This window comes from Affinundibacterium macrobrachii (assembly GCF_014652415.1).
Classification (GTDB): Bacteria; Pseudomonadota; Gammaproteobacteria; order Burkholderiales; family Burkholderiaceae_D; genus Undibacterium; species Undibacterium macrobrachii.
On record NZ_BMYT01000001.1, the window covers coordinates 1144039 to 1168943 of the forward strand.

The window sequence follows — 24905 nt, forward strand, 5'->3', positions numbered from 1 at the left end:
TGGGTCTCGCACGAGAAACCTCGGTAGGTGTTCTATCCTCAACCCATCCCCACCCTAGCCCTCCCCTTGAAGGGGAGGGAAGTACCGAGCAAATCCGACACTGCTACGCAACCACAGGCTCACGCAGATTTCGAAGACGCCAAAAAGTCCTGCGCGAAACGTTGCAAGACCCCACCTGCTTCGTAAATCGACACTTCTTCGGCAGTATCTAAACGGCAAGTCATCGGTACTTCTAAGCGTTCACCATTTTTACGATGAATGACTAAAGTTAAGGTCGCGCGTGGTGTCCGTTCGCCAATCACGTCATAGGTTTCGGTACCATCGAGCCCCAAGGTCAAACGATTCACGCCTGCTTTGAATTCGAGTGGCAAGACGCCCATACCAATCAAATTGGTGCGGTGTATGCGTTCAAAACCTTCGGCAACGATGACTTCGACGCCGGCCAAGCGAACACCTTTGGCCGCCCAATCGCGTGAAGAACCTTGGCCATAATCCGCGCCAGCGATAATGATCAAAGGCTGCTTACGTTCCATATAGGTTTCGATCGCTTCCCACATGCGCGTGACTTTGCCTTCTGGCTCAATGCGCGCTAAGGATCCCGCTTTGATTTCGCCGTCAGCATCACGCACCATTTCGTTCTTCAAGGTTGGATTCGCGAAGGTGGCACGTTGTGCGGTTAAATGATCACCGCGATGCGTTGCATAGGAATTGAAATCTTCTTCCGGCAAACCCATTTTTGCGAGGTACTCACCTGCCGCACTATCGAGCATAATCGCGTTCGATGGAGACAAGTGATCGGTCGTGATGTTGTCGCCCAAAACTGCCAAAGGACGCATACCCTTCATCGTGCGCTCGCCTGCCAAAGCGCCTTCCCAGTACGGTGGACGGCGGATGTAGGTCGATTGTGCACGCCAATCGTAGAGCGGCGGCACACTCGCTGCTTGCTCGGTCGAGATCGCAAACATTGGCTCGTACACTTTGCGGAACATGTCAGGCTTGACGCTAGACTTCACAATCGCATCGATTTCTTCATCGCTAGGCCAGATATCTTTCAAGCGGATTTCTTTGCCATCAACCACGGTCAACACGTCTTTTTCGATATCGAAACGGATCGTGCCAGCGATCGCATACGCGACGACCAATGGAGGCGAAGCCAAGAAAGCTTGCTTCGCATATGGATGAATACGTCCATCGAAATTGCGATTACCAGACAAGACTGCCGTCGCATACAAATCACGGTCAATAATTTCCTGTTGGATTACTGGATCTAAAGCACCGGACATACCGTTACACGAGGTACATGCATACGCCACCACGCCAAAACCCAGCGCTTCCAAGTCTTGCATCAAACCGGCTTCTTCCAAGTACAAAGTGACGGCTTTGGAGCCAGGCGCCAAAGAAGACTTGACCCAAGGTTTGCGCGTTAAGCCCAAACGATTGGCATTGCGTGCCAACAAACCCGCAGCAATCACGTTACGTGGATTTGAAGTATTGGTGCAGCTGGTAATCGCCGCGACAATCACTGCGCCATCAGGCATTTGGCCTGGCACATTGTCCCAAGCCGCTGCGATGCCTTTTGCTGCTAAATCTGTCGTAGCAACACGGGCATGCGGATTCGATGGACCTGCCATATTGCGCACGACGCTCGACAAATCAAACTGCAAGACACGTTCGTATTCGGCTGTCACCAAAGCATCGGACCACAAGCCAGCGACTTTGGCATAAGTCTCCACCAAAGCAACTTGAGCATCTTCACGACCGGTCAATTTCAAATAATCGATAGTTTGCTGATCGATACTGAACATCGCTGCCGTCGCACCGTATTCAGGTGCCATGTTCGAAATCGTAGCACGATCACCGAGTGTTAAAGCCGCAGCACCGCTGCCGTAGAATTCGAGATACGCACCAACCACTTTGGACTTACGCAAGAATTCTGTGAGTGCCAAGACGATATCGGTCGCTGTGATACCAGGCTGCGGCTTACCGCTGAGCTCGACACCAATAATGTCTGGCAAGCGCATCCACGAAGCGCGACCGAGCATAACGTTTTCAGCTTCAAGACCACCCACCCCAATCGCGATGACACCGAGTGCATCGACGTGTGGTGTGTGACTATCTGTACCCACCAAGGTATCTGGGAATGCCACGCCATTTTGATTGTGCACCACGGGCGACATGCGCTCTAGATTGATCTGATGCATGATGCCGTTACCTGGCGGGATCACATCGACGTTCTTAAACGCCAATTTCGTCCAGTTGATGAAATGGAAGCGATCTTCATTGCGACGATCTTCAATCGCACGGTTCTTTTCAAACGCTTGCGGATCAAAACCACCGCATTCGACCGCCAAAGAGTGATCAACGATCAGCTGCACTGGCACCACAGGATTGACTTGCGCTGGATCCCCACCTTGTTCGGCAATCGCATCACGCAAACCCGCCAAATCAACCAGCGCTGTTTGCCCCAAAATATCGTGACACACCACGCGCGCTGGGAACCACGGAAAATCGAGCTCACGCTTACGTTCGATTAACTGCTTTAAGGAATCCGTCAAGGTCGCAGGATCGCAACGACGCACCAAGTTCTCAGCCAAGACACGCGAGGTGTAAGGCAGCTTGGCATAAGCCCCCGCCTCGATCGCTTCCACCGCTTCACGGGCATCGAAATAATCGAGTGAAGTACCGGGGAGGTTTTTGCGGAATTGTGTGTTCATTCATTGTTCCTTCTTTTGTTATTGCTAGCTCAGCATAGCTTTGATCATGGCTGCTCTTCACTGCTGAAATGGATCGTTTAGAAAATCCGTAGTCGGGATGCAGCGCTAGGCGGCAAACGGAGCAATATGTCGATATTGCGAGTATTGCCAACAACGCGATGCGCCCGAATACGGGTTTTAAAAATGATCCAAATTTACTTTCTGTCTTTCAATGGCACAAACGCCAAATCTTCTGGGCCAACATAATTCGCACTTGGACGAATGATCTTATTGTCGATACGTTGTTCAATAATGTGTGCTGACCAGCCCGATGTACGTGCGATTACGAACAAGGGTGTGAACATCGCTGTCGGTACGCCCATCACGTGGTAAGACACGGCAGAGAACCAATCCAGGTTCGGGAACATTTTTTTGATGTCCCACATCACTGTCTCCAAACGCTCTGCGATGTCATACATTTTGGTCGAGCCCGCTTCGACCGACAAAGTACGCGCGACTTCTTTGATCACTTTATTGCGTGGGTCGGACACAGTGTAGACAGGGTGACCAAAACCAATCACCACTTCTTTATTTTCAACGCGGCGTTTGATATCAGCTTCTGCTTCGTCTGGATTGTCGTAACGTTTTTGGATTTCAAACGCGACTTCGTTGGCACCACCATGTTTTGGACCGCGCAAAGCACCGATCGCACCCGTGATGGCGGAATGAATATCGGAACCTGTACCAGCGATCACGCGGCTCGTAAATGTCGACGCATTAAATTCATGTTCTGCGTACAGAATCAAGGAAGTGTGCATTGCACGTACCCATGAGGCTTGTGGTTTTTCGCCATGCAAGAGATGCAGGAAATGGCCGCCAATAGAATCATCATCTGTTTCGACATCGATACGTTTGCCGTTGTGGCTGAAGTGGTACCAGTACAAGAGCATAGAACCGAAAGACGCCATCAAGCGATCAGCGATATCGCGTGCGCCTGGCACATTGTGATCATCTTTCTCTGGCAAAGTACAACCCAAGACCGATACGCCAGTACGCATCACATCCATCGGATGCGAAGATGCTGGCAAAGCTTCTAAAGCTGCTTTCAAATTCGCTGGCAAGCCGCGCAAGGCTTTCAATTTTGCTTTGTAAGCTGCGAGTTCTGCCACGTTTGGCAATTTACCATGCACTAACAAGTGCGCGATTTCTTCGAATTCGCAATTGTCTGCCACGTCCAAAATATCGTATCCACGGTAATGCAAATCGTTACCGGTTTTACCGACGCTGCATAACGCTGTATTGCCAGCAGCAACGCCAGACAAAGCAACGGATTTTTTTGGTTTGAATGTTGGATTTTCTTGTGTGGTCATTTCTTTTCTCCAAAGTATATTCAGTATTTTTTAAACTTCTCAACACGAAGGCGCTTCTAGTTTGCACCCTCCCCTTCAAGGGGAGGGCTGGGGTGGGGATGGGTTTCGGTAGTCACTCAAACTGCCCCCCATCCCCCTCCCAACCTCCCCCTTGAAGGGGGAGGAGCAAATACCGCCAAGCCCCTACGTTAAGTGGTTTTGACTCTCAATCTATTTACTTCGCTTTTTGCTGCGCAAACAAAGCATCTAACTTCTGTTCAAAATCGTGGTAGTTGATGCGCTCGTAGAGTTCCATGCGCGTTTGCATGGTATCGACCACATTCTTCTGTGTGCCATCGCGACGAATCGCGGTGTAGACGTTCTCTGCTGCTTTGTTCATGGCGCGGAAAGCGCTCAATGGGTAAAGGACCAAGCCCACATCGGCAGACGCCAATTCTTCTACCGTGTACAAAGGTGTGGAGCCAAATTCTGTGATGTTGGCGAGGATAGGTACTTTCACTGCACTAGCGAATTGCTTGTACATATCGAGTTGGGTAATCGCTTCTGGGAAAATCATGTCTGCACCGGCTTCAACGCAAGCCAATGCGCGATCAATTGCAGCTTCCAAACCTTCTACCGCCAGCGCATCGGTACGCGCCATGATGACGAAGTTGTCATCGGTACGCGCATCCACTGCCGCTTTCACGCGATCGACCATTTCTTGTTTGCTGACGATTTCTTTGCCTGGGCGATGACCGCAACGCTTAGCGCCGACTTGGTCTTCAATATGCATCGCGGCTGCGCCGAACTTGATCATCGATTTCACAGTACGTGCCACGTTGAATGCTGATGAGCCAAAACCAGTATCGACGTCGACCAACAAAGGCAGATCGCAGACATCGGTAATACGACGCACATCGGTCAACACGTCATCTAAATTGGAAATACCCAAATCAGGCAAACCCAAAGAACCAGCGGCAACACCGCCACCGGACAAATAAATTGCTTTAAAACCTGCGCGTTTCGCCAACAAAGCGTGATTCGCGTTGATCGCGCCAACCACTTGTAATGGAGACTCTTCTTGCATCGCCTTACGGAAGGCAGCACCTGCGGAATATTGAGACATGTTTTTTTCCTTTTTTAGTTGGATGCAGCTACTATTGCAAAGCGCGTGCCAGCATCAAGACATATTCAAGTTAAAACACGGAGACATATTAGAAATCAAAGACTTAAGTGATGAGACATGAATACAATCCCGACTAAATCACTAGGCAATAGAGCGAAAACACGTTGCAGCCGCAACGCATTTGAAACATAATTGAAACGCATTTTGAAACACCACATGAAACATTGCTTGAAACACTATTAGAAACTCCACCCAAAACTCACCATGAGCCGTCGCCCTCCCATCCCGCGTGATCCACAAGATAAGCCGATTATTTGGACAGTCTCGATCTCACGCCTGTTCGACTTATTTCGCGACATCATGGTTGAGTACGACGCTAGCGCCGACATTGAGCCTATCCACCTTGGTTTTGAAGAGGCTGCACAAGTTTTACGTGAACGTCTACAAACAGAGCGTTGCGATGCAGTGATCGCGGCAGGCTCCAATGGTGCTTATCTTAAAAATCGCTTACCGATTCCCGTCGTCATTGCCAAAGCCAGTGGCTTTGACGTGATGCAAGCCTTGGCGCGCGCACGCAAGGTTTCGCGTCAAATTGCCATCGTCACCTATCAAGAAACCATGCCGGAATTAGCTGAGTTTAAAGCGACCTTTGGCTTTCAAGTGGAACAAAGAACTTATGTGACGGAAGAGGATGCTAAGAGCCAGATCAGTGAACTCAAGGCGATGGGGATACAAGCTATCGTCGGTGCGGGCTTAATCACGGATTTAGCCGAAGAAGCCGGAATGACGGGAATTTTCATGTACTCCGCAGGCTCTATCCGTCAAGCCTTTGACGACGCAATCGAGATTTCGCGCTTAACCCGCTTAGAGGCTTCAAAAGGACGGCAACAACCAGTGGGAGAATTACGCGCACGCCACAGTATCAATGATTTACGCGGCGATTCAATGCAGATGCAAGAAGTGCGGCAATCCATCATGTTATACGCGCGCTCACCTGCCACCGTATTATTACAAGGCGAAACCGGCACCGGCAAAGAATTGGCAGCGCAGGCAATCCATAAAGAAAGTGCACGTGCACGACAAGCATTTGTGGCGGTGAATTGCGGCGCCATCGCCGAGTCCTTGCTGGAATCAGAATTATTTGGCTATGAAGAAGGCGCCTTCACTGGCTCGCGTCGTGGCGGACACGCCGGTCTGTTTGAAGCAGCACATCGAGGCAGTTTATTTTTAGATGAAATTGGTGAAATGCCTTTGAATCTGCAAACACGCTTACTACGCGTATTAGAAGAAAGAGAAGTTGTTCGTGTCGGTGGCATACGCCCGATACCAGTAGACGTGCGCATCATTAGCGCAACGCACTGCGACCTCGAACAAAAAGTGCGCGAGGGACGATTTCGCGCCGATTTATTTTACCGCCTAGCGGTGCTACGTTTGCACTTACCTTCTTTACGTGAGCGCCCCGATGATCTAGTCTCACTAGCACAATGGAGCTTGAAGCAAGCTTGCGCGGCGATAGGCACACGCGCACATCCAAATGCACAAAATGAGTTGGCGCATTGTCACTTTATTTTGAAACAATATGCGTGGCCGGGAAATGTGCGAGAACTACGCAATGTGATCGAGCGACTGGCGCTACATCTATCAGCGGCACCACTACAAGCCATTACGCCAGGCTTTCTAATAAAATTATTACCAGAGCTGCAATCGGCTTTCACTACAAGTCTGGATAAACTAGGCACAACTTCTAACACCGGCTCATCAATCGAAACTGATAAATCAAGCGGCGATTCAGATCGCACATTAGATCGTGATTTAGATTCCGATTTAGATTATCTAATGAGAAAATTTAATAATAATCGAGAAGATATCGCGCGCCATTTAGGAATTAGTCGAACCACCTTATGGCGTCGACTCAATAACAAAAAATCTTTGACCGAAAAGAAACAATAAGTAACAAATCAAACAAAAAAAATGCAGTATAACTCAGTCTATTTTTTCAAAAAGAGACGCTTCGGTTAAAATTCAGTATTCCGAACCTTGGCCAAAACAGGATATCTTCATGACAAGCAATGCGACAATAAAAAAATTACTGATTGTTGATGACAGCAAAGTATCTCGCATGATTATTCGTGCTCGCGTGTTGGCGGTTTATCCAGATTGGGAAATTCTTGAAGCTAGTACAGGTGCAGAAGGCATCACGCAAGTGCGAGAGCATCAACCTGATTTCTGTACCATGGATATAAATATGCCTGGCATGTTAGGTACCGAAGCAGCAGAAATTATCTTGAAAGACTTTCCGCAGATTCGCGTGGTGATTTTTTCTGCCAATATTCAAGAAAGCTTTCAAGATAGAGCGAACGCCATGGGCGCCATCTTTGTGGCAAAGCCGATTACCGAAAAATCAATCGCAGAAGCATTACATTATTTCTTAGGATAATTGTGGACAGTCTAAGCGAACTCCATCTTGATGCGCTGGCAGAAGTCTTTAATGTTGGCGCTGGCCGTGCTGCCGCCAGCTTAAGTGAAATTGTTGGCGACGAAGTCAAGCTATCGGTACCTTCAGTCGAAATCAAAAAGAGCGCCGAAGTGGACTCGACGGTGATTGATTTCAACAATGCCAAATTTGGTGTTGTTAGCCAACATTTTTCAGGACCATTCGACGCACAAGCATTACTACTCTTTACCGAAAGTCATGCTTTAGAAATCGTGCGCGATATGATGGGCTCACAAATGAGCATCGAAGAACTTGCAGAGTTTGAACAAGAAGCGATGTGCGAGTTGGGCAATATCATTCTCAATGCCTGCTTATCCGCGATGGCAGATATGTTGCATATCTCGCTAAATAGCTCTCTGCCTGACTATCGTATCGCGTCAACGGAAGACATTTTTAAAAGTCTGCAAAATTCAGACGATCAACCGTATATCCTCGTATTACATATTGACCTCTCTATCGAGAAGCGTCATTCAGAAGGACATTTAATTTTCTTATTAAGTTCGATGTCACTTCGTAGTTTAGTGCAGCAATTAGAGCTGTTTTTAGGAAAAATTGAATGAATTTTGTAGAACAATACCAGAGTAAAATTTTTGATAGTTTGAACCTCGGCCTTATCGTTGTCGATGCAAACGAAAAAATTTTATTGTGGAATACTTGGTTAGAAAAACACTCTGGCATTACCAGTGAGAATGCGATCGGACAAACCATTGCCGACGTGTTTCCGGTTGCACCAAGTTCAGCGTTTCTATCTGCATTACGCAATACGATTAATTATGGATTACCTGCAGTGCTTTCAAATGCCTTGCATCGTTCGCCGTTACCTTTATTCTCGTTTGATGAAAGCTTCAAAAAGCAAATGGCGATTCATCAATCCATCACCATTTCCCCTTTGGTTGCTGAAGAAGTTGGACACTGCTGCTTAATTCAAGTGAGCGATTCCAGCACATCGATACGCCGCGAGAAAATGTTGCGCTCGCATTCTGAAGTATTGAAAAAAGATGCGACCACGGATAGTTTAACTGGACTTTACAATCGACGCTTCTTCGACGAACACTACAAAATCTCTTTAGGACAAGCGATTCGACAGAAGCATCCTTTATCGATTTTTATGGTCGATATCGATTACTTCAAGCAATATAACGACTACTACGGTCATCCGGCTGGGGACAAAGTGTTGATGCAAGTTGCGACGACTTTAAAAGCACAACTGTCACGTTCTTCCGACATGCTGGCTCGATATGGTGGTGAGGAATTTGTTCTGATCTTGCCCAACATGAGCAACGATCATGGCATGCAATTCGCGCAGAAATTGATTAGCGCAGTCAATCAACTGGCGATCCCACATCTCAAATCCAAAGCAGATAAAACAATTACAATCAGCATCGGCTTTAGCACCTACGATCCAAATCAACATCGTGAAGTGTCGACCCTCATTGATGCTGCTGACACCGCACTGTACAAGGCAAAACAGCAAGGTCGCAATCAGGCTTGCTTTATGCCTTTGGATACACTGCTATCGCATCGTCTACAAATTCACGCAGATTAATTATTGTTAAAATTACCACCAAATATCTTCTAGGTCGGCAGTCTACGTCAGGCCAATGAAGATAATGATAATTCTAAAGTTAACATCGTACTTTAATGATAGCCACGTAGGACTTGCGCCAAACTGCCATTTTTCTTGCCGCGTAGGATAGCGGCATCGATTTTCGCTATCACCTCAAGGTAACGCCCTTTTGCGCTGGCAAAGTGCATCGTGTCGAAAAACAGTGGTTGATCACTTACATCAAAATAACGCCCTGCTAACTCAGGGTCATTCGATTCTTGTACGATAATGCGATTGATGTATTTTTCCACTTCTTTTTGCGTTTCCATTCCACGCACAGGCCACACCATCACATCACTGCGTTTTGCCATCAATTTTTTAAATCGCGCATGTGTTGAGGCAGAATCTTCTTGCACCGTAAAAATGACATCACGTGCCAAATCAAATTCCAAGCCATGACTAAAGCCACGTCCAGTACTCACTACCTTGCCGCGTAAATCTTCAACTGTACGATACTTCGGCTTTGGCTTGCCATAGGTAATCCCCCAAATTCGCTCGACCACCACAGGCTCCGAAAAATGATAAGCAGCAATTCGTTCTCTTGAACGAGAAAAACCATAAATCACCCCTTTTCCGGCCAAGGTTTCTACTTGCGCACGCTTCCAAGGCAAAATGACTGGTTCGAACTTTAAGCCAGTCTGTTTCTCAAAGTATTTCAAAATCTCGATCAACTTTGGATCGGTCGGCAATTGTTTGCCTTGTTGATCTAGGCTTTCTTGTAAAAATAATCGAACTGGTTCTTGGGTAGCGGCTAACACTAAGTTCGGCAACAGCCAAACTAGCAAATAAGCAATTAATCTAAAACAAAAAACACGCATAAATAGGCAAAATATTTGAATAGCGCCCAGTATCGCAGCCATGATGCTTTTGAGCAAGAAACTGTTTGTCTTTAACCCACTTCAGTATAAATAAAGCTTCTAAAAAAGTAAGTAAATAAATTCATATGCTCGCATCAACAACACTTGCCTTGATGAGGAACATTTCTTCATGGATACTGTCACATCACATCGCGTCGAGCAAACTGATCGCAAGCGTTTGTATCACCATTTATTTCAACACAGGAGCACTCTGAATGGAATCACCCAAAATTCCTCAGAATGAAGAGTCCAGATTACAAGCACTGCGCGAGTATCACATTCTCGACACGCTCCCTGAAGAACGCTTTGATCGCCTTACTCGACTAGCACAACAGATTTTTAATGTTGATATTGCACTAGTCTCTTTGATTGACGCTGATCGTCAATGGTTTAAATCAAAACAAGGACTTGATGCTTGCGAAACGGATCGCGAAATTTCTTTTTGTGGTCATGCAATTTTAGAACGCGATATTTTTCATATTCCAAACGCCCTAAATGACCCACGTTTTGCCGATAATCCACTCGTTACAGGCGCGCCGAATATTCGATTCTATGCAGGCGCACCACTACGACCAGACGGTGAAAATAGCGTTGGCACCTTGTGCATTATCGATAGCAATGCACGAATGCTCAGTATAAAAGAGCAGCGTATCTTACGAGATTTGGCCGATAGCGTTGAACGTGAAATCGCCCAACTACAACAAAATTATCAGCACCAAGCCTTACTCGCATTAACCCAAATCTCATCGCTGCTTGATCCTGATTATGCGCAATTGCTGAGCAAGGGATTAAGCATCGCGCAAGAGTTTTTAGGAATGTCACAAGCGTTGATCAATCGCATGCGAGATCAACAACTAGAAACCTTGATTTGCACCGGCACACCGTGCGGCAAGCTTCAATCGCATAAATCGCGTTCACCAGTATTTGATCCGAGTTGCCAAAGCTTACGTCCGTTTTACATTGAGAACGATCAGCTTAGTTTAATTCCTGACCTAAAAAAATCGCCATATGCGGATATCGGGAACCAATCTCCGCTAAAAATTGGATCTTATATTGGCGTACCGATCAAATTTCGTGGTGAAGCTTATGGCAACCTAGTTTTTATATCGCAAGAAGCACGTGTCCCAAATTATTTTAGTAAGGTGGAGATAGAATTCATTCAATTATTTAGTGAATGGGTACATAGCAAGATTCACGAATGGGAACTGGATCAATCGCTCAAACTACAACAAAATTTAGCAAAGGCGATTTCACATGCGCAAGAACGTTTTATTCATGGACAAGATCAAAGCAAAGGATTTCAAGGATTGCTGCATGACATACTCGCTTTGGGGGATTGTCAGTTCGGTTTCATCGGCGAGATTTTAGAAGACAAATCTGGTGATCCCTTTGTAAAAACATTCGCGATCGAAACCATACAATCTGGAGCCACTGTCGATATTACTGCACCTAATGTCGACGAGCTTGGGCAAAAAACCGAACGATTGAATGAAGATAAGTTCGCACAAAGAATCGAACAAAAAATCGACATCAAACCACAGAACGATATTTTCACAGCGGCGATCCGTTCCAATTCTGTCGTGATCGATAATGCCGTCAGCGACCGCAAAGCATTTGCCAACTTTGTTCCACATGACTTAGAAATCCACAACTTTCTCGCGATACCAATTCACTATAACGATCAACGGATCGCCATGATTGGTTTGGCGAATCGGCCTTTTGGTTTTCAAGATTCGTTTATCCAATTTCTGGATCCGATCTTACTGACGATAGGCCAACTGGTTCAAGCGAATCGGGTACAAGTACAGCATACGGAAAGCGAACGACGCTTAGCTGATATTATCAAGGGCACCAATATTGGCACCTGGGAATGGAATGTACAAACCGGTGAATCTTCGTTTAATCAGCGTTGGGCAGAAATTATTGGTTACAGCATTGAGGAGCTTTCGCCTACGGATATTTCTACTTGGACTAGGTTCGCCCATCCTGATGATTTAAAAAAATCGAGTGAATTATTACAGAAGCATTTTGACGGCGAGCTCGATTATTACGAAGCCATCAATCGTATGCGTCACAAAGATGGGCACTGGGTTTGGATTTTAGATCGTGGCTGTCTTGTTAGTCGCACCGCAGATGGCAAGCCTTTAATGATGTCTGGCAGCCATGCTGACATTTCAAAACAAAAAGAGGCTGATGCAAAACTCGCCAAGGCATACGATCTGTTAGAGCAATCCAACACCATTGCACGAATAGGAACATGGGAAATTGATTTACAAAGCTCGACGCTGCAGTGGAGCAAAGTCACCAAAGAAATTTATGAAGTTCCTGACGACTTTGTCTGTACAATCCATCAAACAGCGCAGTTCTATCCCAATGAAAAAGATCAACATACCATCCAACAACTGATCCAACGAGCAATCAATCAAGGTATTTCCTTCGATACCGAATTATCTATTCTCACGTATCACAAGAAAGAGCGCTGGGTCAGAATTGTCGGCATGAGTAAATTTCATGATGACGTTTGCGAGCGTGTCTATGGCACTATTCAAGACATCAGCGAGCGCAAACGCGTGGAACGGATGAAAGATGAATTTATTTCCACTGTCAGTCATGAACTAAGAACGCCATTGACTTCGATTTCTGGCTCTTTAGGTTTGATGGTGAATGGCGTGATGGGCGCGATTCCCGACAAAATTTCTAGCATGTTGCAAATCGCTTATAAGAACAGCCAAAGACTAAGTTTTCTGATCAATGATTTACTCGACATGGAAAAAATCTTGGCAGGGAAATTAAGCTTCGCGATGGAAACACAAGCGCTGGCTCCACTGCTGCAAAATGCCGTTGAAAGCAATCTTGGCGCGGGCATCGAGCGCATGATTTCAATTGCGATTGATAATCCGCATCAAGAGATTCGAATCCATATTGATACACAGCGATTACAACAAGTCTTATCGAATGTAATCTCGAATGCAATTAAATATTCGCCGAATCATGGACATATTCAAATTACCGTATCACGACAAGACAAACAGGTGCGCATCACCGTACGTGACCAAGGTCCTGGCATTCCCCTTGCCTTTCAAACACAGATATTTAAAAAGTTTGCGCAAGCAGATTCATCGGATACGAGACAAAGAGGAGGAACTGGGCTTGGATTAGCGATCAGCAAAGAATTAATTGAAGCCATGCATGGCAAGCTCAGTTTCAGCTCAGTATATGGCGAAGGCGCTAGTTTCTATATTGATCTGCCGATACAAGAAACTTAAATGAAACACTGAAATAGAAACGCAAATAAGAAGCCAAAACAAGGACTCAAAACTTAATAAGTACCCTGTTCAATATGAGTAGCAAATCAAGCTAGCAGTAGCATTTATTAACCCAGCATCATAATAACGATAGAGACTGTCATATGAATAAATTGAAATCCATGAGCCTAGCCATTGCCTGCTGTGCATTGGCGACACCAGCCTTCGCTGCAAGCACCGTCGTCAATTGCGGCAAACTTCTGGACGTAAAAAATGGTGTGTGGCGCGATAAAGTTAGCGTAACGATTGAGAACAATCAAATCGTTTCGATTACACCGATGAAAGCAGATGCGGCAAGCGTCGATCTTAGCGGCTATTCTTGCTTGCCGGGCTTAATTGATATGCACGTACACTTATCACATGATCCCAAACCACAAGTAGAACAACTACGCGCACGCCTCACTTCTGATCCTGCGGATTATGCATATGCATCAATTAAATTGGCTGAGCGCACCTTGTTATCCGGCTTTACTACCGTGCGCGACCTCGGTGCGGGCGATGGCTTAAATGTGTCGATGAAGCGCGCCATCGAAGCTGGCAGTATTATTGGCCCACGATTATTTACTGCAGGCAAATCAATTGCGACCACTGGCGGTCATGCCGACCCTAGCAATGGCTTGTCAATGGCAATGCGTAATGCAATTGGCAAACCAGGTCCTGAGCAAGGTGTGATCAATGGTGTTGATAGTGCGCGCGAAGCGGTGCGTAGTCGTTATCAAGAAGGCGCTGATTTAATCAAGATTACGGCGACTGCGGGCGTCTTGAGTCAAGCCAGCAGCGGTGAAAATACGCAATTTACCGATGAAGAATTAAAAGCAATTATTCAAACAGCCAAGGATTATGGATTCCGCGTTGCAGCGCATGCACACGGCAATGAAGGCATCAAGCGTGCGCTGCGTGCCGGTATTGATTCGATAGAACACGGCACGTATATGGATGACGAAGCGATCGCCTTATTCAAAAAAAATGGTGCATGGTATGTTCCAACCATTTCAGCAGGTAAATTTGTTGCCGACAAAGCGAAAGTACCAAACTATTTCTCACCGTTAGTGCAACCTAAAGCTGCAGCGATTGGCCCTTTGATTCAATCGACTTTCGCGCGTGCATACAAAGCTGGTGTAAAAATCGCCTTTGGTACCGATGCTGGTGTATTCCCGAATGGCGACAATGCAAAAGAGTTTCGTTACATGGTAGAAGCCGGCATGCCAGAACTTGCAGCGATTCGTAGTGCAACTTTGAGTGCTGCGGAATTACTCAATCAAAGCAAACGACTAGGTTCAATCGAACCCAACTTTGCCGCTGACATCATTGCGGTCAAAGGCGATCCTTTAAAAGACATCAGCGTCTTAGAAAAAGTCGACTTTGTAATGAAGGATGGTGTTGTATATAAAAGACCAGATGCAAAATAAATGGCATTTATTGTCGCGTAAATGAAGCATTAATGATGCAACATTGATATACAAATGCAAAGATAAAGACTCGCTCTGATATTATCCAAGTTGAATTCAAGACAGATTCAAAGGAGATTCAAGGGAGCTTCAAAAGCACAAATCCCATTCGCAACTTGCACACCAGCAAATCTGCGAATGGATCCTTTGTTTTTATATGAAATCGAAACAAATCTGAGCGTTCCTTATTTTTGCATAACCACCTCTATTCGCCACGCCTTGTCATGCGCCCTCTGCCGATTCCTTACACGCCACTTCCACCAGTTCCTGCTACTGCCCCCAAACTTGCTTACGAAGCCATAGAGCAAGGCAAGAATTATTGGATTGTGGATGATGTTTTAGATAATGCCGAAGAAATCGCAGAACGCTGCTTCAATCAAGCGCAATGGGAGTACGGTGCGCCCTATCAACCAGAAAGTTGGCCGGGCATGCGTTTTCATGGCGCTTTATTGCCTGCAGAACTGGCACAGATCGAGGCAAAAGTGAAGGCTCTGACGGGCAAAGATCGCTTATGGACCGAACAACCGCCAAATGGATTACGACTCGATTGCAATGTCGCTCAACTTGTCGGCGAAAAAGAAAGCACACCGCATCCGCATACTGATAGCCGCAATTTATGTCGTTATGCCTGCGTCATTTATCTTAGCCCCAATCCACCGCCAGATTCCGGTACAAGTTTTTGTCGACTGCGCTACCCGAATGGCGCGATTGGCGGCAATATTGTACTGAGTCCGCACAATAATTTGGTCGATGCGTTGCAAGTAAAGGCTTTGCCAATACAGGCTTGGTATGAAGATTTGCGCGTACAAAATGTATTCAATCGCATGATTTTATACAAAGCCAATTTAGTACATTGCGCCAGTGCTTATTTTGGTAAAGAGTTACGAGAAAAGCGTCTAACCACAGTGTTCTTTTGGATGACAGACGATTAATCGAGATCAACGATCCACCATAGTGATCGCTTATTTTGCTCAATTTCCTCAATAAGCGACAGAAAACCCGCCTAATCTGGCGATCAGCTTGCCAAAATATCGCTACACTTTCAACATTCACTCATTTAGCCACGGTGTACCGCAGTCGATTCACTCGACTTCTGCACAGGACTTAACTCGAATTCAAAATGACTATGCGACAGCTTGCTCACTCTCGACCATTCACAACTATCATCAAACTGGCCTGTCTCTGCATAGGTATCAGCCTCGGTGGCTGTGGCGGCGGTAGCAAAGATGCTGCGACAACGACCACCACAACTACTACACCGAGCTTGGTGTCGATTAGCGTCACACCAGCGAATGCGACGATCTCGGTCGGCTTAAATCAACAATTTACTGCGACCGGTACTTATTCTGACGGCAGTAGCGCGGCCATTAGCAAAGATATTAGCTGGAGCACTGGCGGAACGATTTCTACGATCGTGCAAACTAGCGGTCTCGCCACTGGCAAATCGGTTGGAGTTGAAACTATTACTGCCACTGTTGGCAAGATCGTCGGCACCACTAAGCTCACGGTGCAAGCACCGTATGTCGGGGTTTCTGCCGGCGGATATCACTCTATCGTGTTGAAATCAAACGGTACTTTGATAAGTAGTGGTTTGAATCGCACGGGCCAACTCGGTAATGGCACTACCAATGATCTAGCAACATTCGCCAATCTTGGGGCGGTGAATACGTGGACACAAGTATCTTCTGGCGAATTTCACTCCATTGCAATTCGTAGCGATGGTTCAATTTGGGGCTGGGGATTTAATCAAAATGGCCAATTAGGAGATGGTAGTTTTGTTGATAAAGCCGAGCCGGCAAAAATTGGCAGCGCGACTTGGATTGCCATCGCGGCAGGCAAATCCCATACCGTCGCAGTAAAAAAAGATGGCACGTTATGGGCTTGGGGCCGAAATTTCTTCGGACAACTTGGTGATGGCACAGTCATCGACCGCGCGGTTCCGGTACAAATCGGAACTGCAAAAAACTGGACTACCGTCGCAGCCGGAACCAACCATACCATCGCTCGTCGCGATGATGGCAGTATCTGGAGCTGGGGCGATAACAGCGCTGGACAGCTTGGGATTGGCACCGTCGTCAAGGCGACCGCGCCAACACAAATTGGTACTGCAACTTGGGTGGCGATTAGTGCCGGCGAGAGCCATAGCCTTGCGATTCGCGCCGACGGTGCTTTATTCGCTTGGGGAAATAATACAAAAGGTCAAATAGGTATTCCAAGTTTATTTTTCACACTCACCCCAGCGCAAGTTGGTACGCAAACGACTTGGGCATCGGTCGCTGCAGGAGCGAATCATAGTTTAGCAATTAAGAGCGACGGTAGCCTTTGGTCATGGGGAGCAAATGATGAAGGCCAACTTGGTCTCGGCAACAATCAAACGCAAACTTCCCCTTTACAGCTTGGAGATGTCAAAACTTGGAGAGCGATCAGCGCTGGTCAAGCGCATAGCTTGGCAACTCGTTCCGATGGCAGTTTATGGGTCTGGGGTAGAAACATAGAAGGCCAATTAGGCGATAGCAAACGTACAAATAGCAACGCACCAAGCCAGATTCCTTAAGCATAATCGAGCAAACTACTGTCTTTCAGCGCCAACAAGGACTAAAATTCGCGTTATAACTCAATAAAATATGTGACTTAGTTTCGCTTAAAGTTTCGCCTAAAAATAGCGTCAGCTAGACGCTACACGCTGCTCTCGGAAAATCATCTTGCTTATTTTGCTGCAAAAACTAGTTATTGGCGCAATACTCTTCTCCTTGCCGATTCTTGGCACGGCTGCACCAACTCCATCAAAACAACATAGTCGCCCCACGGTGGCGGTTTTGATGGCAGAACAAAAAGGCGATCGCGAGCAAACGCTTCCACTTACGCGCAATGTCTTGCAACTGTTTACTTATCTCGAAGATGCCGCCCAGATCAAAATCGACATCCGCCGCTATCCTTGGCGCAGAGTTTTACATAATGGTGAAAATGGCGAAGGCTTAATTTTTGGTATTTATAAAACGCCAGAAAGATTAAAACTATTTCACTTTTCAGAACCCGTCTATTCCGACAAGGTTTGGTTGGTTAGTCGTTGCGAAGATAATCTTCAATTTAATTCGATTCAAGACTTAAAAGCTAAAAGAATCGGAATAGTGCAAGGATCAAGTGCTGGCAGTGAATTTGACAGTCAAGTCAATATCCTCTTCAAGGCAGAATATAACACCAGCAGTTTGGCGGGACGTTTCTTAAAGCTATACCAAAAACGTATGGATGCCTTCTTACTGTATGAACCGCGCACCAATCTTAAAGAAGTCCAGAAAGAATTAAATCAATTGTACGCAGCGGAATTAGACGAGTACAAAAAAAAGAAAACCGACGTTTTCTGCATCCTCCCTCGCCCAGTTTCCGTCATCGATGCCTACTTTGCGTTAAGCCTCAAAGCAGATCGCAACACACTTGATCTTATCGATAAAGTGCTGATTCAAGCAAAAAAATCGGGCGAACTTGACCGCATTTTTGCCAAGTAGTGACAGCCGTTTTACGCTTTTATCTGTCGCAAGTTGCTTTGGATTTTTCAAATTTTTCCTAATATCTCAATAGCTCAATCGATGACCATGTCTGATTTTCAAACAGAAATTCTCGCGCCTATCTCGGCTCATGCAGTGTATTTACATTGCTGCCGCCAACCGCAAGCATTGAACACAGAAATCAAGCAAACCCTAATCCAATTGCAAGAAACACTCGCAAGCACACCAGCGGTAATTGGCTTAGGTGCTTCCTTGCTCAATTTTTTGAAACTCGACATTCCAAATATGCGCAGCTTTCCGCACTTGCCAGCATCGCACATCGATATGCACGCATTTGATATCGATCTTTGGGTATGGCTAAAAGGAGATGATCGTGGAGACTTATTTCATCGTGCTAGAGAAATACAAACTTTACTCGCGCCCAGCTTCGCAGTTCAGCAGACTGTGAATGCCTTCAAATACAAATCAGGTCATGACCTCACTGACTACGAAGACGGCACTGAAAATCCGCAAGATCAAGCTGCTATAGCATGCGCTTTTATCGAAAGTAACAATCCCGCTCTGCATGGGAGTAGCTTTCTTGCAGTTCAGCGCTGGCAACATAATTTTTCCGCGTTTGATGCGATGAGCGATGCACAACAAGACGCTATGATAGGACGACGTCGTAGCGACAATGAAGAGCTCGATGACGCGCCAGAGAGCGCGCATGTGAAACGAACAGCACAAGAAAGTTTCAGTCCTGAAGCATTTGTGCTGCGCCGCTCCATGCCGTGGTCAGAACAAGACAATGCGGGATTATATTTCACCGCATTTGCACATTCATTTGATGCTTTCGAGGCACAATTGCAACGTATGTTGGGTTTAGATGATGGGATTGTCGATGCACTATTTCAAATATCTACACCGATTATTAGCTCTTACTTTTGGTGTCCGCCTATGCAAAAAGGGCGCCTCAATTTAAGCGCCCTTTTATCTACATAAAACCTCAGTATTCGACTACAGCCTTAAACGTTAGCATAAACCGTTCTCGCTAGAACTGATGTCAAGCATTTGTAAAACTAAAACGAGAGAAGTTGATGGCTAGCACGGTACTAGCCATCGCTACGCAAAGCGGCAATCGGGTCTAAACGCGATGCTTGTTTTGCTGGGAAAACACCAAACGCCAAGCCAACCGCAATACACATAGAAACGGCAATCAACAAACTGATCGGCGACCAAGCAACAGACCATCCGGCTAAGGTCGCAATGCTATACGCAGCAATCGCACCAAGCACGACACCCATCAAAGCACCCGACACCGCAATCACAAGTGCTTCTGCCAAAAATTGTTCAACGACATCTCGACGACGTGCCCCCAGCGCACGTTTCAAACCGATTTCACGGCGGCGTTCTAACACGTTCGCCAACATAATATTCATGATGCCGATCCCCCCCACCAGCAAAGATACGGCGGCAATCGAACTCATCACAATCGTAAAGATTCTTTGGGTTTGTTGGTTTTGTCGATACAAACCCATAGGCACAATTAAATTGGTGTCATCGGCATTCGCATGACGTTGCGCGATCACTGTTTGCAATACGCGAGCAGCGGTATCTGGCGCGACCTTGCCATCTAATCGTAGGCTAATACCATCCACTTCATCTTCAATTAGTGTGAATAAAAAGCGTGCACGCCCGCTTTCCCAAGGTACGAATAAGCGTTCATCATCAAGCCCGAGTTTAATGCCCTCGAATTCTGATTTTCCCGCCGAACGATCCGCCAATACGCCAACCACTTCTAGCCATGTATGATTTAACTTGACCCGTTCACCAATCGGATTTTGCTCACCAAATAAACTCTTGGCCAAGCGGGCACCAATCACACAAACCGGAGCCAAGGTCTCACTATCTTCAGTTTGTAGCCAACGCCCCTGCGCAATTTGCAAACCGCCGTGCTCAGCATAACTATGCGAGACTGCAAAGGCACGCCCCGCAATAATACTGGTGCCGTACACCAATTGATCAACTTTGATTTCTTTTCGTAAGGCCACTGATTGCGCACCGGGCACGACTGACATAGCGGCACTCGCATCGGCGGCAGACAAGCCTAAGGAACGCGTGCGAATATCCTTTAACTTATCGGTAGCGATGTTTTTTGACTCTAACAAAATATTATTCAAACCAAGTTCAGCTACTAAACGTAAAGCTTCACGTTTACTACCTTCACCCACTGCGAGCATGGCAACGATCGCGGCGACGCCAAACACCATACCTAACAAAGTTAAACCAGTTCTCAACTTACGCCGTTTTAACTCAACGATTGCCTCAAGGATTAGCGCGCGATTCATGATTTATCTTCTTTCTTTTCGGGTACTAACACCAATTTCGCACCAACACGTAGACCCGCTTTCACTTCACTACGTATTTGCCCGCGCAATCCTAGCTCAACTTTTTGCTTAAGCATGCTAGATTTTTCTTTGAGATAAACAAAGTAATCAGTGCCCTCTTGCACTAAAGCGATATTCGGTACCGTCAATACCTTATTCGCATCAAACAAAATCACTCGTCCGGTGATGGCCTGTCCAGGTGTTAATGCATACTTACGAACCACATCTTGTCCAATATTTGCTTCGAAATCAGAGTATTTGACTGGCGATTCTTTTGACTTAGTACTGGCAGTTTTCCCCAGTTTCGTCAATTTCAAATTGAGCTCGGTTCCGGTACCTGACAAACGCACTTTGACGGTTTGCCCCTCTTTCAATCCAAAGGCAGCACCTTCGGCAATACTGAATTTGGCGACTTGTTGTTCAAGATCTGGCAAAGAACCAAATTCCTCTCCCGCCCACAATTTGCTACCGACCTGCGGCAAGGAGCCATCCCAACGCGGTTTTAACAGAAACACGCCCTCGTGTGGCGCTTTCAATTCCAATGCAGATAAACTCTTACGTTGCTGCGCTATCGTCAAATTCACACTTTCTTTTTGCGACTCAACGACAGCCTGATCAGCGCGGCTACGTGAACCGATTTGATTATTCTTCCATTTTAAATAATCTTGCTTTTGATTCAGAAAGCCAATATCGACTAGCGTATCGAGAATTTTATTTTGCGCAAAAATTTGTAGATTTGCATTCGCGTAGCGTTGACTCAAATTCAAATCGCCACTCACTTTCGCACTATCAGAACTCAACTCAGCGCGACCTAGCTCTGCAGTTGACTGTATACCTAACTCCAGTAACTCTTTACGCAATAAATCCGTCTCAGCTTGCGACAATTTTGTTCTAGACTGCATCGAATCAAAAACCGCAATGGTTTGGCCTTTATTTACCATGCTGCCGTTCGCCACCATTGAGACCAGATTCCGCTCATCCCAACCTGTTCCAGGGACATTCAATTGGGTGCTCGCCGCCGCTTTAATCTCTCCGTCCGCGACAATTTCTTCTTGCCACTGACGCGCTTCAATGATTTCTACTGGCTCAGTGTCATTATTTGAATCACTGCATGCAGCTACACTACATACTGCAATCAACATTATCGAATTAAGCACTCGTCTCATTTCTTCGCTCCTGCTGGTGTAGCCACTGTTACAACGGCTTGCTGTAGCGCGGGCTTGTTGTTCGCTGAGGAAGATTGAGCACTTTGACCTGTATTTGTTTGATTCATCAGTTTCACCTGTACCGCGGTTCCGGGTTTCACATTCTTGGGCAAGCTATCAAATTCAATTTCCACATCACGCACAATGCTAGGCTGATTGGCAGACTTGCCATGAAAGACCGCACCAAACCCGACTACCCTTGCGATGAGTTCTGTATTGGTTCCCGGTGTCGTCACCGATACTAGCTGTCCTTGCTTGACCAGAGAAACCTGCGCTTCAGGTAATTTTGCTGCGACATAGATTTTCTCTGGATCAGCCAAATTTGCCACCGAGGTTCCCATAAACACTTGGCTACCAACGGCAATTTTTTCATCGTCATAGCCAACGTTGTGAACCACCATGCCTGCACGTGGTGCAAGAACTGTTAAGCCTTTTAATCCTTCTTCCAATATCGAAATCTTCTGCTGCAATTGCGCGATTTCCGATTTCAAGCTGCGTAACTCTGCGGTTCTAGCACGTAATTGGGCTTGGCGTTGACGCTCAGATAATTGAGCAAGCTGTTGAAACAAATCACGTTCGATGACCAACTTGTCATACTCAATTCGCTTGACCAATTCTTTGGGCAGAGAAGCTTTACGCAAAGCTTTCTCTGCATTACTTTTGGCTTCAACCACTGCAAGATCAGCTGCCTTCGCAGCCTCGGCATGATCTAATGCGGTCTTTTCTGCTAAGCGTTTTTTCTCATTGAGGGAACTACGATGCGTATCCAGTCGCGTTTTCACATCGTTGGCTTCAAAGATTGCAACTGGTTCTCCGGCTTTCAGATAACTGCCCTCTGGCGCTAGCATCACTAAGTTATAGTTCCAGACTTGACGGATATTCGGCGGGCCAACATTCAAAGATTGACGCGACAACACCTCGCCTTCCAAAATAACGTCTTTGGCTTTTTGATTTTCTACTGAAGTTTTTGATGCACTATCACTAGCATTTGGCTTCTTCTGATGTTCACTTTTCGCCAACGCTTTATTCGGCACGATTGTCTCGATAGACGCGCTCATTCCTTGTTGCAAGTCATAAGGCAAATTATCAGGTAGGCGAATTTCGGTTTTGAAATAACGCCCCTTGCCCCAGATCGCACGCGCTTCAGGCGCACTGGCAATCCGCTCAATCACCGCCTTGGTATAAGAACCTGGGATGGCATCGAAACGTACCTGCATCTCTTGCCCTTGCTGTAAAAACGGACGATCAGCTTCCAGTACCCAAGCAATCACTTTTAGCTTGCCGCCACCCAAAATCTGTCCAGCAACCGAACCAATTTGTGCACGCCCACCTTCGTCTAAACGTTTTCCACTCCAATTATCGTAGCCATGAATCAGCACACCATCACGCTGCGCTTTCACTTCGCTTTGCGCGACCTGCAACTTGGCAAAAGCAATTTGAATTTGCAAACGCTTGATCGCTAATTCGCTGTCTTCTAATTTGCGTTTCACCGCATCATTGGCGTTGTCTAGTGCTTTTTGTTTCACCACAAGATCGCGCGTTGCCCTATCCAATTCACCTTGATACTTGTCGTAATCTAGCGCGGATATTTGCGATTTTGGCAGAGCTGCATCGATTTTGGCTTTGGCTAAGGCTGCTTGCGCAGTAATCAAAGCCCGTTCAGCTTCTATGGTTTTCACTTCCAAATCAGCGGCTTCGCGCAAACCCTTCTCACGATTTTGTGAAATCTCAAGTTCGATTCTTTCGATGTCAGAATCACCCATAGAATCCACACGCAAAACGACATCACCTGCTTTGACCTTGCTTCCCTCTGGCACAAAATAACGCAAAGTAACGGGTGAGACGATCGCGCTCGGCACAATAATCGGAATTGAATCCGCTGCCTGCAACTCACCCGTTAACAACACTGGTCTTTGGTACTTAGGTGTCGCTGGCTTGTCGGCAAAGACGGGAAAACTAAACGCGGAGACTAGGCACATTAGCGTCAATGTGCTACCGAAATTTAATTTGCAGCGTGATGTGAATTTCATGCGACCACCTCAGCCACTTTGCCATCTTTCAAATGAATAGTGCGCTGCGCCTTCGCGGCGATATTTGGATCATGGGTCACCAACACCATGGTTTGCCCATTGGCGTGTAGCTCGGCCAGCAGAGCTAACACATCCGTCGCGCTTTTTGAATCGAGGTTACCAGTAGGTTCATCGGCTAATAGTAAGGCTGGCTGATTGAGTAATGCGCGCGCAATCGCGGCTCGCTGTAATTGCCCGCCCGATAATTCCCCAGGCAAATGCCCCATACGCTGACCTAAACCAATACGTTCTAGCAACACACGCGCACGATTTTCTGCTTCAGGATCTGGCTGTTCAGCGTAGCGCTGCGGTAGCAATACATTTTCCAACACCGTCAATCGTGGCAATAAGTGAAAAGATTGAAACACAAAGCCAATCCGACGATTACGTAAATCTGACGAGGCATCGTCATCCATACTACCGATCTCATCTTGCTCTAAATGGTAAGTACCACTATCTGGTTTATCCAAAGCACCAAGCACATTCAGTAAGGTCGATTTACCCGAACCAGACGGCCCCATAATCGCCACAAACTCACCACGCGCTATCGATAAGTCAACGCCATCTAAGGCACGGATTTCGTTACCACCTTGTTTATAAGTCTTACAAATATTTCTTAGCGCAATCATCGAACCATCCTGTCTGCACAATTTGCGTTGGTGAAAAATTGAAATCATATTAAGTGGCAGGAAGTATCCTTACTCAAATAACAATTGTCAATTATCAATTGTGCTAAAGAATGATTTTATTTTTTATTTCCGCATTCATAATTCGATGTCGCATCACGCACATGACTAAACATGCAGCTCAACACACAGCTAAATACAAATGTGGAAAACAAAAAACCCGCAATCACTTGCGGGTTTCTGTGGTCGAACTAAGCT

At 46.3% G+C, this 24905-nt stretch carries 18 protein-coding genes; 10 read left to right on the top strand and 8 right to left on the bottom strand.

All coding sequences use genetic code 11. The features are described from left to right. Positions 1 to 119: 119 nt before the first annotated feature. From acnD to prpB, 3 genes are all read right to left on the bottom strand, one after another. Positions 120 to 2714, bottom strand: a complete 2595-nt coding sequence (acnD, locus tag IE103_RS05120; RefSeq protein ID WP_189344874.1) for a Fe/S-dependent 2-methylisocitrate dehydratase AcnD — start codon at positions 2712 to 2714, stop codon at positions 120 to 122. Between the two features lie 194 nt (positions 2715 to 2908). Beyond that, on the bottom strand, positions 2909 to 4063 hold the full coding sequence (gene prpC, locus IE103_RS05125) for a bifunctional 2-methylcitrate synthase/citrate synthase (RefSeq protein ID WP_186914754.1): 1155 nt from the start codon (positions 4061 to 4063) through the stop codon (positions 2909 to 2911). Between the two features lie 214 nt (positions 4064 to 4277). Beyond that, on the bottom strand, positions 4278 to 5168 hold the full coding sequence (gene prpB / locus IE103_RS05130) for a methylisocitrate lyase (protein ID WP_189344875.1): 891 nt from the start codon (positions 5166 to 5168) through the stop codon (positions 4278 to 4280). A 264-nt stretch (positions 5169 to 5432) separates the two neighbouring features. Here prpB and prpR point away from each other — a divergent pair, with 264 nt between their 5' ends. The 4 genes from prpR to IE103_RS05150 all read left to right on the top strand — a co-directional run bounded on the left by prpR (position 5433) and on the right by IE103_RS05150 (position 9208). Next, positions 5433 to 7118: a propionate catabolism operon regulatory protein PrpR gene (gene prpR, locus IE103_RS05135; protein WP_189344876.1), complete on the top strand. Its 1686-nt coding sequence runs from the start codon at positions 5433 to 5435 to the stop codon at positions 7116 to 7118. 109 nt (positions 7119 to 7227) lie between these two features. Next, positions 7228 to 7605, top strand: coding sequence for a response regulator (locus IE103_RS05140; protein WP_189344877.1), 378 nt, complete (start codon positions 7228 to 7230; stop codon positions 7603 to 7605). Positions 7606 to 7607: 2 nt separating this feature from the next. Next, on the top strand, positions 7608 to 8222 hold the full coding sequence (locus IE103_RS05145) for a chemotaxis protein CheC (protein WP_189344878.1): 615 nt from the start codon (positions 7608 to 7610) through the stop codon (positions 8220 to 8222). Further along, positions 8219 to 9208: a sensor domain-containing diguanylate cyclase gene (locus IE103_RS05150; RefSeq protein ID WP_189344879.1), complete on the top strand. Its 990-nt coding sequence runs from the start codon at positions 8219 to 8221 to the stop codon at positions 9206 to 9208. Before IE103_RS05145 ends, IE103_RS05150 begins: the two co-directional genes overlap by 4 nt. A gap of 92 nt (positions 9209 to 9300) precedes the next feature. Here the strand turns inward: IE103_RS05150 and IE103_RS05155 are convergent, their stop codons facing one another. Continuing rightward, on the bottom strand, positions 9301 to 10128 hold the full coding sequence (locus IE103_RS05155; RefSeq protein WP_189344880.1) for a substrate-binding periplasmic protein: 828 nt from the start codon (positions 10126 to 10128) through the stop codon (positions 9301 to 9303). A 212-nt stretch (positions 10129 to 10340) separates the two neighbouring features. Here IE103_RS05155 and IE103_RS05160 point away from each other — a divergent pair, with 212 nt between their 5' ends. The 6 genes from IE103_RS05160 to IE103_RS05185 all read left to right on the top strand — a co-directional run bounded on the left by IE103_RS05160 (position 10341) and on the right by IE103_RS05185 (position 19362). Then, positions 10341 to 13391 carry a GAF domain-containing protein gene (locus IE103_RS05160; protein WP_189344881.1) on the top strand — a complete coding sequence of 1017 codons (3051 nt, stop codon included), beginning with the start codon at positions 10341 to 10343 and terminating at the stop codon, positions 13389 to 13391. Between the two features lie 161 nt (positions 13392 to 13552). Beyond that, positions 13553 to 14839, top strand: a complete 1287-nt coding sequence (locus IE103_RS05165) for a metal-dependent hydrolase family protein (protein WP_229827080.1) — start codon at positions 13553 to 13555, stop codon at positions 14837 to 14839. 263 nt (positions 14840 to 15102) lie between these two features. After that, positions 15103 to 15810 carry a DUF6445 family protein gene (locus IE103_RS05170; RefSeq protein WP_229827081.1) on the top strand — a complete coding sequence of 236 codons (708 nt, stop codon included), beginning with the start codon at positions 15103 to 15105 and terminating at the stop codon, positions 15808 to 15810. Between the two features lie 188 nt (positions 15811 to 15998). Beyond that, positions 15999 to 17432: an RCC1 domain-containing protein gene (locus tag IE103_RS05175; protein WP_189344883.1), complete on the top strand. Its 1434-nt coding sequence runs from the start codon at positions 15999 to 16001 to the stop codon at positions 17430 to 17432. Between the two features lie 148 nt (positions 17433 to 17580). Then, complete coding sequence (locus IE103_RS05180; RefSeq protein ID WP_189344884.1) at positions 17581 to 18381, top strand: substrate-binding periplasmic protein; 801 nt, start codon at positions 17581 to 17583, stop codon at positions 18379 to 18381. Positions 18382 to 18468: 87 nt separating this feature from the next. Further along, the gene (locus IE103_RS05185; RefSeq protein ID WP_189344885.1) at positions 18469 to 19362 is read left to right on the top strand and encodes a Dyp-type peroxidase; all 894 of its coding nucleotides are present in this window, start codon (positions 18469 to 18471) and stop codon (positions 19360 to 19362) included. A 110-nt stretch (positions 19363 to 19472) separates the two neighbouring features. Here IE103_RS05185 and IE103_RS05190 read toward each other — a convergent pair whose 3' ends face one another. From IE103_RS05190 to IE103_RS05205, 4 genes are read right to left on the bottom strand one after another with little or no spacing between them, the layout of a single operon-like run. Continuing rightward, positions 19473 to 20708 (bottom strand): ABC transporter permease, encoded by a 1236-nt coding sequence (locus tag IE103_RS05190; protein WP_189344886.1) that lies wholly within the window; start codon positions 20706 to 20708, stop codon positions 19473 to 19475. Continuing rightward, positions 20705 to 21913 (bottom strand): efflux RND transporter periplasmic adaptor subunit, encoded by a 1209-nt coding sequence (locus tag IE103_RS05195; RefSeq protein WP_189344887.1) that lies wholly within the window; start codon positions 21911 to 21913, stop codon positions 20705 to 20707. Before IE103_RS05195 ends, IE103_RS05190 begins: the two co-directional genes overlap by 4 nt. Continuing rightward, positions 21910 to 23982 carry an HlyD family secretion protein gene (locus IE103_RS05200; RefSeq protein WP_189344888.1) on the bottom strand — a complete coding sequence of 691 codons (2073 nt, stop codon included), beginning with the start codon at positions 23980 to 23982 and terminating at the stop codon, positions 21910 to 21912. The genes IE103_RS05195 and IE103_RS05200 overlap by 4 nt, the downstream gene beginning before the upstream one ends. Next, positions 23979 to 24650: an ABC transporter ATP-binding protein gene (locus IE103_RS05205; protein WP_189344889.1), complete on the bottom strand. Its 672-nt coding sequence runs from the start codon at positions 24648 to 24650 to the stop codon at positions 23979 to 23981. Before IE103_RS05205 ends, IE103_RS05200 begins: the two co-directional genes overlap by 4 nt. Positions 24651 to 24905: the final 255 nt, after the last annotated feature.